Below are 13,219 nucleotides of genomic sequence, written 5' to 3'. Positions count from 1 at the left end.
GACGCGGCGTCTCGCGTCCGCGCTCGTCGCCGCGATGGTCCTGGCCGTCCTCACCGGCTGCTCGACGCTGCTGGGCGCGCCCACTCCCGCACCGGGCAGTCCCCCCGCGACGACGATCGAGTCACTGCTCGCGCAGGTCGCCGTCGTGGACTCCCGGCCCGACGTGCCGGGGTACGAGCGCAGTTGCAAGGCCGGGGACGGATGCGTGTTCGGTCCCGCCTGGACCGACGACTACGACGGTCCGGGCGGACACGACGGCTGCGGCACCCGCGACAACGTGCTGCAGCTCGCGCTCACCGACGTGCAGTTCCGGCCGGGAACCAACGACTGCGTCGTGGTGGCGGGATCGTTGAGCGATCCGTTCACGGGATCGGTGCTGCCGTTCAGCAAGCAGAGCGCGGGCGACGTGCAGATCGACCACACCTACCCGCTGGCGGCGGCGTGGGACATGGGCGCATGGCAGTGGCCGCTCGATCAGCGCATCCGTTTCGCCAACGACATCACGTACAACCTCATGGCCGTCTCGGGTGCGGAGAACCAGTCGAAGAGCGACAAGACCCCCTCGGACTGGATGCCTCCCAACGGCGCGTACCACTGCTACTACGCGGGGCGGTTCCTCACGGTGGCCGTCCGGTACGGGCTTCCCGTCACGGTGGCCGACCGGGACGTGCTGACCACGGTGTCGAACTCCTGCCCCTGACTCCGTCCGAACCCGAGCCGTCGCCGGAACCGTTACGCTGCCCGTCATGTCGCGTGTGTTCACCAAAGACACCCAGCTCTGCATGTCGTTGTCGGGGCGGCCCAGCAACATCGGGACCCGGTTCCACAACTACCTCTACGACGAGCTGGATCTGAACTTCGTCTACAAGGCGTTCACCACCACCGACCTCCCCGCGGCCGTCGCCGGAATCCGTGCGCTCGGAATCCGCGGCTGCGGAGTGTCCATGCCGTTCAAGGAGGCCTGCATCGAGCACGTCGACGTCATGCACGACTCGGCGTCCGCGATCGACTCGGTGAACACCATCGTCAACGAGGACGGCGTGCTGCACGCCTACAACACGGACTACCAGGCCGTCGCGGACCTCGTCCGGGAGGCCGGTCTCGACCCGTCGTGGTCGGTCGCGGTCACGGGCAGTGGCGGCATGGCCAAGGCCGTCGTCGCCGCGCTGCGGGACACGGGCTTCACCACGGGAACTGTCGTGGCGCGCAACGAGAGAACCGGACCGGCTCTCGCCGGGAAGTACGGCTACGGCTGGTCGGCCACCGCCGACGACGTCTCGGCCGACGTCCTCGTCAACGTGACACCCGTCGGGATGGCCGGCGGTCCGGACTCCGACGCGCTGCCGTTCGCCACCGAGCAGATCGCCGCCGCTCGCGCCGTCGTCGACGTGGTCGCGGTGCCGTCCGAGACACCGCTGATCGTCGCAGCGCGCGCCGCAGGAAAGCCCGTGATCACCGGTGCGCAGGTGGTGGCACTGCAGGCCGCGGAGCAATTCGCGCTGTACACCGGCGTGCGCCTGCGCACCGAGCAGATCCAGCGGGCCTCCGAGTTCAGTCGGCGCTGAGGTCGTTCGACCAGCCGACTACTCACGGAACATTCTGGCGGTGACCTCGAGGGCGGCGCGACGTGGGAGCAACCGCACACCGGCCGACTGCAGCTTGTTGTTCACTCCGGACACCACCGAGGCCGGGGGCCGCTTGGCCGCGAGCGCCGCGAACGTCGTGTCCATGACCTGTTCCGACGTCTGCATCTTCCCGAACGCGGCGTCCTTGCTGCCGAGCACCTCGAAGAACTCGGTCTCGGTGGGACCCGGCGAGACCGCCATGACGGTGACGCCGGTCCCGCGAGTCTCGACGGCCAGCGCCTCGGTGAAGCTGAGCACGAACGCCTTGCTCGCCGCGTAGACGGCCATTCCCGGGAGCGGTTGGTACGCCGCCGTGCTCGCGAGCGTGACCAGCACACCCGCGCCGTGCTCGATCATGCCCGGCAGGAACGCACGCGAGAGATCGACGACAGCAGCGATGTTCACGGCGATCTCGTTGCCGAGCGTCACCGGATCCTCCTCGACGAACGGCTGGTGCGTCCCGAATCCCGCATTGTTGATCAGCGAGTGCACCGTGATGCCGCGGTGACCGAGAGTCGCCTTCAGCGCCGATCCCGCACCGGGCACGGCGAGGTCCGCGGCGATCGGGGTGGCGGTGACACCGTGCCGGGAGGAGATCTCCGCAGCCAGCTCCTCGAGGCGATCGAGTCGCCGCGCGACGAGCACGACGTCGCACCCGAGGGACGCGAAGCGTCGTGCGAAATCGGCACCCAGGCCCGAGCTCGCGCCGGTGACGAGGACGGTGGATCCGGTGAGACGCGTACGCAGCGTCGACATGGTCATCCGCTCACTGTAGGGACCGGACGTCCGACGATCAGAAGTGCTGCCATGTGGGTTTCTCCGACAACGCGTACCGGTAGTAGTCACTCGACCCCAGCGCCGACGCCGCGCCCTCGTCGACGACCACGGTCACGTGCGGATGCATCTGGATCACCGACGCCGGACAGGACGCGGCCAGCGGCCCCTCCACCGACGCGGCGAGAGCGTCCGCCTTCCCCTCGCCGAGTGCGACGAGGACCAGATGGCGGGCCTCGAGAATCGTGCCCAGACCCTGGGTCACCACGTGATGCGGTACCTCGTCGGCGGAGTGGAAGAAGCGTGCGTTGTCCTCCCGCGTGCGGCGCGTGAGGGTCTTGACCCGCGTGCGGGAGACGAGCGACGACCCCGGTTCGTTGAAGCCGATGTGGCCGTCGGACCCGATGCCCAACAGTTGCACGTCCACACCGCCCGACGCGGCGATCGCGGCGTCGTAGCGAGCGCACTCGGCCGCGACGTCCGCCGCCTCGCCGTTCGGACCGTCGATGGCATCCGGGTCGATGTCGATCTCCGCAGCGAACTCCGTGGCGATCACCGAACGGTACGACTGCGGATGGGCGGCCGGCAGACCCACGTACTCGTCGAGGAGGAACGCCCGGCAGGACGCGAACGACAACGCCTCCTCGCGATGCCGCCGACCGAGCTCCCGGTACGTCCCCAACGGGGTGGACCCCGTCGCCACGCCCAGCACCGCGGCACCCTGCCGAACCCTGCGTTCGACGATGTCCGCCACGGTGCGGTGCACCGCCGCTGCGTCGTCACGGATGACGATCTCCATCCGGCACACCCACTTCCACTCGTCCGCGCCTCACGACGCTCGTCACGGTCAGATCGGCATCGGTGATCACGATGTCCGCGCGCATCCCGGCCGCCAGGCGCCCCACCGTGTCCTGCAGGCCGAGGAACCGAGCCGGTGTGGTCGCCCCCATGCGCACCGCCGACACCAGGTCGACTCCCGACTCGGCCACCGCCCGTCGCACGATGTCGAGGACTGTCGACGTTCCGCCCGCGATGGCTCCCGGCTCGTCGCCGTCCTGCGTCAGGCGCGCCACCCCGTCCGCGACCGTCACGTCGAGCGAGCCCAATCGGTAAGGGCCGTCGCTCATCCCGGCCGCGGCCATGGCGTCGGAGACGAACACGATGCCGTCGGGTCCGACGAGGTCGACCACCATGGCGACCGTCCAGGAATCGAGATGCACGCCGTCACCGATGAGTTCGAGCACCATCTCGCCGCGTCCCGCCGCCGCGAGACACGCGGCCACCGGTCCGGGCGCCCGATGATGCAGCGGCGGCATCCCGTTGAACAGATGGGTGGCGCTCACCGGCCCGGTCAGCCGCGCCAGCGCTGCCGTGACCGTGACCGCATCGGCGTCGGTGTGGCCCACGCTCGGACGGATGTCGTTCTCGGCCATCACCCGAGCGAGGGCGTCCAGGTTTTCGGTCTCCGGTGCCAGCGTCATCGACCGCACGGCTCCCCCGCCGGCCGTCACCACGGCGTCGAGGAGACTCGGATCACCCGGAACGATCGCCGCCGGATCCTGTGCACCGCAACGGCTACGGGCGAGGAACGGCCCCTCGAGATGAACGCCCGCGATGTCGCCGCGGCGCCACAGATCCGCCAGCAGTGTCGTCCTGTCGACGAGCACCTCGCGCGGGGCGGACACGAGGGAGGCGAGCATGGTCGTCGTCCCGCTGCGCACGTGATGCGCGACAGCGGCATCGACGGCGTCGGCCGTGGCATCGGGAAAGCCTGCTCCCCCGCCGCCGTGGCAGTGCACGTCCACCATGCCCGGCAGAATCGTCGAGGACGACGGCGGGACGGCGATGTCCGTCCGCTCGCGGGCCGGGCCCACCCGGACGATCCGATCGTCCTCGAACTCCACCACCCCGTCCTCGAGCACGCCGTCCACCAGGACGACGCGCCCGCGGAGGAGGGTCACGCCGAGCCGCCGCCGGCCGGCTTGTCCGTCGGCGCGGTCGTGGCGTCCGTCGATGCGGTGGTGGCCGCCGGTGCGCCGGTGGTCACCGCCGCGTCGTCGAGGGTCACGTCGTCCTCACGTCCGGGCGTGCGCAGATTCCACTTCTTGATGACGAAACTGAACAACACGTAGTAGATGACGGCGTAGACCAGGCCGATCGGGATGAGAAGCCATGCCTTGGTGGCGATGCCGTAGTTCAGCAGGTAGTCGATACCGCCCGCGGAGAAGAAGAAGCCGTCGTGGATGCCCAGTGCGTTGGTCAACGCCATCGAGGTACCGGTCAGCACGGCGTGCACGATGTAGAGCGGCCAGGCGACGAACATGAACGAGTACTCGAGCGGCTCGGTGATACCGGTGACGAAGGCCGTGAGACCGGTCGAGAGCATGATGCCGCCGACGAGCTTCTTCTGCGACGGCTTCGCGTTGCGGTAGATCGCGAAGGCAGCGGCGGGCAGCGCGAACATCATGATCGGGAAGAAGCCGGTCATGAACACTCCGGCGCTCGGGTCCCCGGCGAAGAAGCGGTTGAGGTCGCCTCGGACGATCTGGCCGCTCGCGTCCGTGTAGTCACCGACGAGGAACCACACGACGGAGTTCAGGATGTGGTGCAGGCCGGTCGGGATGAGCATGCGATTGGCGAAACCGTAGATACCGCTGCCCACGACGGAGTGATCGGCGACGGTGGTGCCCACCCAGTTCAGGGCGCTGTAGAACAGCGGGTACACGAAGGACATCAGGACGCCGACCACGAGACCGGTGATCGCCGTCAGGATCGGGACGAGGCGTCGGCCGCTGAAGAAGCCCAGGTAGTCGGGCAGCTTCTGACGGTAGAAGCGTTGCCAGAGAACGGCGGAGAGCAGACCGATGATGATGCCGGCCAGCACGCCGTAGTCGATGACGGCAGGGTCGCCGTTCGCGTCGACCTCGCCGTCGAGCACCACCGGCGACATGGCCGTGAAGACGCCGTCGACCACCATGTAACCGACGACCGCGGCCAACGCGGTGGAGCCGTCCGACTTCTTCGCCCAGCCGATCGCGATGCCGACTGCGAAGATGAGGGGAAGCCACGTGAAGACCGACTGCCCCGCGGCCGAGATCACCGATGCGGTGGTCTCGAGCGGGGTGAAGCGTCCGAGCAGATCGGGCTGGCCGATGCGGAGCAGGATGCCTGCGGCGGGGAGCACTGCGATGGGCAGCATGAGACTGCGCCCGAATCGCTGCAACCCGGCGAGTGCGCGGGAGTCCTTCTTCTCGGTGGGCGTCTGTGGTGCGGTGTTCCCGGTGGCAGTCGTGCCGGCCATGGCGACCTTCTTCTCGTGTGTGTTGTGGACCGGTTCCATCACGGGTACTGTCCGGTCATAACCAGTTGTAGTTTGACCAGGTGGCAGCCTGATGTCAAACAGAAAGTGTGAGCACGCCCACCTGCATCGCATCGCGCCGGGGGCGGGTCACCGAGCGGAAGGAGCACCGCATGTCCAAGGCGGACGCCATCGTCGCCGGGCTCGGAGGAGCCGGGAACATCGTCGAGATCGAAGCCTGCATCACGCGGCTCCGCACCGAGGTGCGAGACGGAGCACTCGTGAACGAGGCCGCTCTCAAGGCCGCCGGAGCACACGGGGTCTTCCACAAGGGGACGGCCGTGCAGGTCATCGTCGGGCCCGAGGCGGACACCCTCGCCGAGGACATCGACGACATCCTGTGACCGACACCGCCGTGGGCAGCCCGCTCGCGGGCACCGTCATCGCACTGGCCGACGTCCCCGACCCGGTGTTCTCCTCGCAGATGGTCGGCGCCGGCGTGGCTGTCAGACCCGCTTCGACGACCGGAATGGTGGACGTCCACTCGCCCGTGTCCGGGCGCATCCTCAAGCTGCACCCTCATGCCTTCGTGGTTCTGACGGAGGACAGGAAGGGAGTGCTGGTGCACGTCGGTATCGACACCGTGACGATGAAGGGCGAGGGTTTCGAACTCGTCGCGGCCGAGAAGGACTCGGTGTCGGCCGGAGACGTCGTCGTGCGCTACGACCCGGCCGCCGTCGCCGCCGCCGGATTCGACGACGTGTGCCCCGTCGTCGTGATGGACTCCGCCGCGGACTCCTTCGCGACGCCGTCGGTCGGGTCGTCCGTCTCTGCCGGCGAGCCGCTCTTCGTCCTCTGACGGGCCGGGGTCAGGCCAGCCCGACCAGCTTCTCCGACTCTCTCCACAGCCCGTCGACCACGGCGGGATCGTCGACCTGCCCGTTCGTGCGACCGCGAGCCTTGTGGCGGCTGTAGTAGATCCCGGCGACCTCGGCGTCCGGCTTGTCGACGGCCACCGACACCAACGGCTCGGCGCCCGACTCGGCACTGATCGAGGCCACGTACTTCAGCGGAGTCCGGTAGATCACCCGGAACAGGACGTTGGCGTTGCCGAAGTTGCTGCGCACCGCTCCGGGATGGACGGCCACCGACGTGATGCCGCGGTCGGACCACCGCTCCGTGGCGCCGCGGGTGAAGCCGATGTTCATCAGCTTGCTGGTGCAGTAGGCGCGGAACTCGGCCGGCGAGGAACGGTCGTAGGCCATGTCCTGCAGATCGATTCGTCCACCGAGGTTGCCCACGGACGACGTGTTCACGATGCGACTGCCCGCCGAACCGCCGAGTCGGTCGAGCAGCAGGTGGGTGAGCAGAAACGGCGACAGGTGATTGATCTGGACGTTCGGCTCGTGCCCGTCGGCGGTGCGCTTCGACGGATCGAACGTTCCACCCGCGTTGTTCAACAGGACGTCGATGTGATCGACGGAATCCCGCAGCTCGTCCGCGACCCGTCGCACGTCGTCGAACGAGGCGAAGTCGGCCACGAACGCGCGACCACCGATCTCCGAGGCCGCGGCGGCGGTCTTCTCCGGTGAGCGGCCCACGACGAGCACCTCCGCACCGCGTTCCGCCAGGGTGCGCGCGGCGATGCGCCCGATCCCGTCGCTCGCTCCCGTCACGACGATGGTGCGACCGGTGAGCGAACGGGGAGTGGGCACGGAGGAGCCTTTCGATCTGCGGATGGAACGCCTCGACCGAAGTGTACGAGCGAACGGCGTCGGCGACGCTGTCGGCTGTGGACGTCAGCGACGCTGTGGCCGCCGCCCGCCCTGGACCTCCATCGTGAGCTGATACCGATCGCAGCGGTACCAGCTCTCCGTGTGTTCGATCGGCCGGTCACCGCTGAACGACACCCGGTCGAAGTACAGCACCGGCGCCCCACGCTTCGTCCCCAGCAGCGTCGCGGTGTCGTTGTCGGCCGCCGTCGCGCTGACCGTCTGCTCGGCGCGATCGATGGTCTGCCCGTAGTGGGAGGACACCGCGTCGTAGATGGACTTGCTCAGATCGAGTTCGACCAGGCCCGGCAGCACGGCGGCGTCGTACCACCCGTCGTCGACGCTGACGGGCTCTCCGTCCGCCAGCCGCAGCCGCTTGATGTGGTACGCCTTGCCGCCCGCGGCGATGTCCAGCGCACGGATGGTGGCCACCGACGGATCCTCGAGCCGCGCGAAGAGAACGACCGTGGTGGGTTCGAGACCCTGCGCGCGCATCTCCTCCGAGAACGACGCCAGGTGGAGCCTCGACTGGACGGGCCGACTGGCGACGAACGTGCCCTTGCCGCGCACCCGCACCAGGTGCCCCTCGTTGACGAGCTGACCGATGGCCTCGCGCACGGTGATCCGGCTGACCCCGTAGTCCTCCATGAGGCGCCGTTCGCTCGGCATCAGATCGCCGGGCTGGAGTTCCTTGGTGCACCGGTGCAACAGGATCGCGCGGAGCTGCTCGTGCTTGGGTACGGCACTGTCGCGAAGGTGGACGGGCATCACCACGGCGTGTACTCCCGAGAATCGGCGCGACCGGAGCGATCTGTGGCGCGAGCGGTACGGACTGGTCCCGTCCAACTTACTACCGTGGCTTCGCCCCGTGCGCCTTTTGCGCACCCTGGGATACGCGAAAGGCGCACGGGGATGGAATCCTCACCCGCATGACCGAGAGCACCGTCCCGTCCGCAGCCGACTGCCCCGTCCTGTGGCCAGTCGCCACCCGCTGGGAGGACAACGACCACTACGGGCACGTCAACAACGTCACGTACTACTCGTACTTCGACACCGCGGTGAACGGGTGGCTCATGCAGAGCACCGGCCTCGACATCCGCACACTCCCGGCCATCGGCGTGGTGGCCGAGACGTCCTGCAGGTTCCTCAGCCAACTGAGCTTTCCCGACGATCTGCAGGTGGGTATCGCCGTCGAGAGACTCGGCAACACCTCGATCGTGTACGCACTGAGCATCTTCCGGGTGGACGGCGAAAACCTGACCCCGGCGGCGGCGGGACGGTTCGTGCACGTCTACGTCGACGCCGAGACCCGCCGCCCGACACCGGTCCCCGACGAGATCCGCGCGGTCGTCGAGGCACTCGGACAGTGACAGCCCCCGGCCGGGTGTCCCTCGCCGTGCCGATCGGCGCGGGTGTGGTCACGGCGCTCGTCGGCTTCACCAGTTCGTTCGCCGTGGTCCTCACGGGCCTGCGCTCGGTGGGGGCGAGCGAGTCCCAAGCCGCGTCCGGACTGTTCGCCATGTCTCTCGTCATGGCCTTCGGAATCACCGGTCTGGCACTGCGCTACCGCATCCCGATCACACTGGCCTGGTCCACACCCGGTGCCGCGTTGCTCGCGGGTACCGGAGCGGTGGTCGGCGGATGGCCGGCGGCCGTGGGAGCGTTCGTGACCGTGGGCATCGCAATCGTGCTCACCGGAGTGTGGTCCGGCCTCGGCCGCGTCATCGCGGCGATCCCGGTGTCGTTGGCACAGGCGATGCTCGCCGGCGTCATCCTGCCATTGTGTCTCGAACCCGTGCGGGCCCTCGCGGACAATCCCGCGGCGGTCGCCCCCGTCGTCGTCACATGGGTCGTGCTGCTGCGCTTCTCCCCGCGCTGGGCGGTACCGGCGGCCTTCGCCGTCGCCGCAGTGGTCATCGGCATCTCGCTCACGACGGGCGACACCGAGATCGGCGCCCGATCGCTGCTCCCGAGCCTCGACCTCGTCGCACCCACCTGGACGTGGCAGGCGCTGATCGGCATCGCGCTGCCGCTCTACATCGTGACGATGGCGTCGCAGAACATCCCGGGAACGGCCGTCATGGCCTCCTTCGGCTACGCGGTACCGTGGCGAGCCTCGATGACCGTCACCGGTGTCGGCACAGCGATCACCGCACCCGCCGGCGTTCACGCCGTCAACCTCGCTGCCATCAGCGCAGCGCTCGCGGCCGCCCCGGACGCGCACCCGGACAAGGATCGTCGGTGGATCGCGGCGGTGGCTGCCGGGGCGTCCTACCTGGCCCTCGCGCTCGCCTCGGCGGCGCTGGCGACCCTCGTCGCCCTCGCGCCGGCCGGCATCGTGGAAACCGTTGCGGGACTGGCGTTGCTGGCCACCCTCGCGGCATCGCTGGCCGCCGCGTTGAGCACCGAGGCGGACCGGGTGCCGGCGGCCATCACGTTCGTCGTCGCCGCCTCGGGTGTGGCGATCGCGGGGATCGGCTCGGCCTTCTGGGCGCTCGTGCTCGGTCTCGTCGTCCGACTGGGCCTCACCCGACGCGCCTGAGGACCGGCGCTCCTCGTGCGCCTTTCGCGTATCCAGGGGTACGCGAAAGGCGCACGGGGGCGGAGCCCACTCAGAGGATCCCGGCCTCCTCCGCCGTGGCGACGGCGCGGCCGATGATGCCGTCCACCAGATCCGTCGTCGGAGAACCGTCGCGTGCCCGGTTGCGCTCGTCGTCGATGGCCCGGCGCATGACGCCCTCGGCGATGACGGACAGCTTCCACAGCGCGAGGGCGTGCCAGTACCCCACCGCGGAGACGTCGCGGCCGGTGGCGGCGGCATAGAGCTCGACCAGCTCGTTCCTCGTCGGGAAGCCCGGCAACGTGGAGGACATGAACATGCCCGCGTTGTCGTCGTCGGCCTCCGACCAGTAGGCCAGCAGCGCACCGACGTCCGCGAGCGGGTCGCCCAGCGTGCACAGCTCCCAGTCGACCACCGCGACGATCGCGTCGTCGACACTTCCCTCACCGGCTCCGCTGGTGATGATGTTGCTCAGATGGAAGTCGCCGTGCACCAACGAGACCTCGGTCTGCTCCGGAGCCGAATTTGCGAGCGCGGTGGCCAGGCGTTCGATGTCCGGGACGTCCCGCGTCTTCGACTGCTCCCACTGAGCCGACCACCGCTTCAGTTGGCGTGCGGCATAGGGCTTGTGGCTGGCGAGATCCACCAGGCCGGTGCTCTCCAGATCCACGGCGTGGATCTTCCCGAGCGTGGCGGGCATCGCCTCCCCGATGGCCCGTCGACGCTCCTGCGACAGCGTCTCCGCGACGGTGGGGCTGTCGATCACCAACCCGTCGACGTGACTCATCAGGACGAGCGGCGCATCGGTGACCGACGGATCGTCCGTCAGCGCGATCGTCGTCGGCACCGGAACGGCGGTGTGCTGCAACGCCGACAGGATGCGGTACTCGCGAGCGACGTCGTGTGCCGACGCCAGCAACGTGCCCAGCGGCGGACGCCGCAGGACCCAGTTGCTGCCCGCGGCGTCGGTCACCGCGAAGGTCAGATTCGACTGCCCGTTACCGATGCGCTCGAAGGTGAGTGGCCCCGAGACCCCGATGTCGAGGCTCTCCATCCACGCCGTCACCGCACCGTCGTCGAGGCCCGGCGTCGTTCCGGTGCTCACTTGTCGACCTTGCGGTACGGCGCGAGCTCGGTGCGTGCGATGGTCCGCTTGTGCACCTCGTCCGGACCGTCGGCGAGACGCAGGGTCCGCAGGTGGGCGTACATGCTGGCGAGCGGGAAGTCGTCGGAGACACCGCCGCCGCCGTGGACCTGGATGGCGCGGTCGACGATCTTGAGGGCCATCGCGGGCGCGGCGACCTTGATGGCCGCGATCTCCACGCGCGCTTCCTTGTTGCTGAACTCGTCCATCATCCAGGCGGCCTTCAGCGTGAGCAGGCGCGCCATCTCGATGTCGATGCGGGCTTCGGCGATCCAGTCCTGGATGTTGGCCTGCGCCGCGATCGGCTTGCCGAACGCCACGCGGGACGACGCACGGTCACACATGAGTTCCAGTGCGCGCTCGGCCATTCCGATCGCACGCATGCAGTGGTGGATTCGGCCGGGGCCGAGACGTGCCTGGCCGATCATGAAGCCGGCACCCGGTCCGGCGAGCACGTCCTTGCCGGGGACGCGGACGTTCTCGAACAGGACCTCGGCGTGACCCTCGCGGTCCTGGTACCCGAACACGGGCAGTCCGCGCAGGACGGTGACGCCCGGCGCGTCGATCGGCACGACCATCATCGACTGCTGTTCGTACGTCGACGCCTCGGGCGCGGTCTTGCCCATGACGATCAGCACCTTGCAGTTCTGGTGCAGGGCGTTCGAGGTCCACCACTTGCGGCCGTTCAGGATCCAGTCCTCGCCGTCGGCCACCATGGACATCGCGATGTTTGTCGCGTCGGAGCTGGCGACATCGGGCTCCGTCATGGCGAAGGCCGAGCGGATGGTGCCCTCGAGCAACGGGGCGAGCCACTTCTCCTTGTGCTCGTCCGTGCCGAAGCGGGTGAACACCTCCATGTTGCCGGTGTCCGGTGCGGCGCAGTTGCAGGCCTCGGGCGCGATCGCGGGGCTGCGGCCCATGATCTCCGCGAGCGGTGCGTACTCGGCGTTGGTCAGACCGGGGCCGTAGGCGGGATCCGGGTGGAAGAGGTTCCAGAGCCCGCGAGACTTGGCGTCGGCCTTGAGTTCTTCGAGGATCGGCGGCTGGAAGTGCGGATCACCGGACTCCAGGATCTGCTGGGCGTAGACCGCCTCCGCCGGATAGACCTTCTCGTCCATGAACGCCAGCAGGCGCTGCTGGTAGTCCTTGCACCGATCCGAGTACGCGAAATCCATGTCAGCGATCCTGTCCTGGCCGTGCGGCCGTCTCGAGAGATGTTCGGTACCGACGCATCCCGGCGATCCACCGGTCGTAGTCGGCACTCTTGTGCGAGTAGAACGTGAGCACCTCGGGGTGCGGGAGAACGAGGAACTTCTCGGTCTCCATCGCCTCGAGGACGATGCGAGCGACGTCCTCCGGTTCGAGGACGGTGCCGGCGCCGGTCACGGCGGAGGCCGCCACCGAGGCACCCTCGGCGTCACTGTCGAAGCCCGAGTTCAGGAGCGCCGTGTTGACGCCCATCGGGCACAGGCAGCTCACCGCGATGCCCTTGTCGCCGTAGGTGACCGACAACCATTCGGCGAAGCCGACGGCGGCGTGCTTGGACACCGAGTAGGTGGCCGATCCGATCTGGGTGAGCAGGCCCGCCGCGGACGCGGTGGACAGGAAGTAGCCGTGCGTTCCGCGCTCGATCCATCGCGGGATCACCACGCGTGCAGCGCGCACATGGGCGAGGACGTTGACCGACAGCGCGGTGTCCCAGGCGGCGTCGGTGCTGTCGAGCCCCATCCCTGCCGTCGTCCCGGCATTGGCGATGTAGATGTCGAGTGGCCCGAACGCCTCCTCGACCCGCTCGATCATCTGGGCGATCACCGCGTCGTCGGCGACGTCGCCGCCGACGGCGATGCACCGCTCCCCCAGTCGCGCGGCGACCGCATCGGCGGCCGCCCCGTCGAGATCGGCGACCAGGACCGAGTTCCCGGCCTCGACCAGTGCAGTGGCGAGGGCGGCGCCGATACCGGCGCCACCTCCCGTGACGATGGCGACCTTGTCTGTGACCCGCATCATTCAGATAGTAGGCATGCGCAGTGGGTGACGGGCTTTCAG

Annotated in this window: 15 protein-coding genes; 6 read left to right on the top strand and 9 right to left on the bottom strand. The window is 68.8% G+C overall.

What is annotated here, in order from left to right:
- Positions 1 to 34 precede the first annotated feature (34 nt).
- Together HQ308_RS06250 and HQ308_RS06245 are read left to right on the top strand one after the other, a co-directional pair.
- Entirely contained in the window at positions 35 to 700 is a 666-nt protein-coding gene (locus HQ308_RS06250; RefSeq protein WP_027507245.1) for an HNH endonuclease family protein, read from the top strand.
- Positions 701 to 746: 46 nt separating this feature from the next.
- Positions 747 to 1,565, top strand: a complete 819-nt coding sequence (locus tag HQ308_RS06245; RefSeq protein WP_222645923.1) for a shikimate 5-dehydrogenase — start codon at positions 747 to 749, stop codon at positions 1,563 to 1,565.
- 18 nt (positions 1,566 to 1,583) lie between these two features.
- Here HQ308_RS06245 and HQ308_RS06240 read toward each other — a convergent pair whose 3' ends face one another.
- Genes HQ308_RS06240 through HQ308_RS06225 form a run of 4 tightly spaced genes read right to left on the bottom strand, consistent with a single transcriptional unit; the run spans position 1,584 to position 5,598 of the window.
- Entirely contained in the window at positions 1,584 to 2,387 is an 804-nt protein-coding gene (locus HQ308_RS06240) for an SDR family oxidoreductase (protein ID WP_027507247.1), read from the bottom strand.
- Between the two features lie 31 nt (positions 2,388 to 2,418).
- A complete protein-coding gene (nagB, locus tag HQ308_RS06235; RefSeq protein WP_222632735.1) occupies positions 2,419 to 3,198 on the bottom strand; it encodes a glucosamine-6-phosphate deaminase in 780 nt (259 codons plus the stop codon).
- The gene (locus HQ308_RS06230) at positions 3,179 to 4,360 is read right to left on the bottom strand and encodes an amidohydrolase family protein (protein ID WP_308115692.1); all 1,182 of its coding nucleotides are present in this window, start codon (positions 4,358 to 4,360) and stop codon (positions 3,179 to 3,181) included. The genes nagB and HQ308_RS06230 overlap by 20 nt, the downstream gene beginning before the upstream one ends.
- Entirely contained in the window at positions 4,357 to 5,598 is a 1,242-nt protein-coding gene (locus HQ308_RS06225) for a PTS transporter subunit EIIC (protein ID WP_373425274.1), read from the bottom strand. Before HQ308_RS06225 ends, HQ308_RS06230 begins: the two co-directional genes overlap by 4 nt.
- Positions 5,599 to 5,870: 272 nt before the next feature.
- Here HQ308_RS06225 and HQ308_RS06220 point away from each other — a divergent pair, with 272 nt between their 5' ends.
- Entirely contained in the window at positions 5,871 to 6,101 is a 231-nt protein-coding gene (locus HQ308_RS06220) for a glucose PTS transporter subunit EIIB (protein ID WP_027507251.1), read from the top strand.
- Entirely contained in the window at positions 6,098 to 6,556 is a 459-nt protein-coding gene (locus HQ308_RS06215) for a PTS glucose transporter subunit IIA (protein WP_222645922.1), read from the top strand. Before HQ308_RS06220 ends, HQ308_RS06215 begins: the two co-directional genes overlap by 4 nt.
- Positions 6,557 to 6,566: 10 nt before the next feature.
- Here HQ308_RS06215 and HQ308_RS06210 read toward each other — a convergent pair whose 3' ends face one another.
- Both HQ308_RS06210 and HQ308_RS06205 read right to left on the bottom strand, forming a co-directional pair.
- Positions 6,567 to 7,412 carry an SDR family NAD(P)-dependent oxidoreductase gene (locus HQ308_RS06210; protein WP_222645921.1) on the bottom strand — a complete coding sequence of 282 codons (846 nt, stop codon included), beginning with the start codon at positions 7,410 to 7,412 and terminating at the stop codon, positions 6,567 to 6,569.
- An 84-nt stretch (positions 7,413 to 7,496) separates the two neighbouring features.
- A complete protein-coding gene (locus HQ308_RS06205; RefSeq protein WP_027507254.1) occupies positions 7,497 to 8,240 on the bottom strand; it encodes a GntR family transcriptional regulator in 744 nt (247 codons plus the stop codon).
- A gap of 158 nt (positions 8,241 to 8,398) precedes the next feature.
- On the opposite strand from HQ308_RS06205, the gene HQ308_RS06200 reads away from it, so the two are divergent.
- Positions 8,399 to 8,839 (top strand): thioesterase family protein, encoded by a 441-nt coding sequence (locus HQ308_RS06200; protein WP_027507255.1) that lies wholly within the window; start codon positions 8,399 to 8,401, stop codon positions 8,837 to 8,839.
- The gene (locus HQ308_RS06195; RefSeq protein WP_222639172.1) at positions 8,836 to 10,011 is read left to right on the top strand and encodes a benzoate/H(+) symporter BenE family transporter; all 1,176 of its coding nucleotides are present in this window, start codon (positions 8,836 to 8,838) and stop codon (positions 10,009 to 10,011) included. The genes HQ308_RS06200 and HQ308_RS06195 overlap by 4 nt, the downstream gene beginning before the upstream one ends.
- Before the next feature lie 70 nt (positions 10,012 to 10,081).
- Here the strand turns inward: HQ308_RS06195 and HQ308_RS06190 are convergent, their stop codons facing one another.
- Genes HQ308_RS06190 through HQ308_RS06180 form a run of 3 tightly spaced genes read right to left on the bottom strand, consistent with a single transcriptional unit; the run spans position 10,082 to position 13,177 of the window.
- On the bottom strand, positions 10,082 to 11,083 hold the full coding sequence (locus tag HQ308_RS06190) for a phosphotransferase family protein (protein ID WP_222645976.1): 1,002 nt from the start codon (positions 11,081 to 11,083) through the stop codon (positions 10,082 to 10,084).
- Between the two features lie 47 nt (positions 11,084 to 11,130).
- Positions 11,131 to 12,348 carry an acyl-CoA dehydrogenase family protein gene (locus tag HQ308_RS06185; protein ID WP_222632738.1) on the bottom strand — a complete coding sequence of 406 codons (1,218 nt, stop codon included), beginning with the start codon at positions 12,346 to 12,348 and terminating at the stop codon, positions 11,131 to 11,133.
- Position 12,349: 1 nt separating this feature from the next.
- A complete protein-coding gene (locus HQ308_RS06180; protein WP_027507259.1) occupies positions 12,350 to 13,177 on the bottom strand; it encodes an SDR family oxidoreductase in 828 nt (275 codons plus the stop codon).
- Positions 13,178 to 13,219: the final 42 nt, after the last annotated feature.

The sequence above is a fragment of the Rhodococcus sp. BP-241 genome, from assembly GCF_019836145.1.
Lineage (GTDB): Bacteria > Actinomycetota > Actinomycetes > Mycobacteriales > Mycobacteriaceae > Rhodococcoides.
Note: the sequence above shows the minus strand (reverse complement) of the source record. Positions and strands in the feature narration are given on the sequence as shown.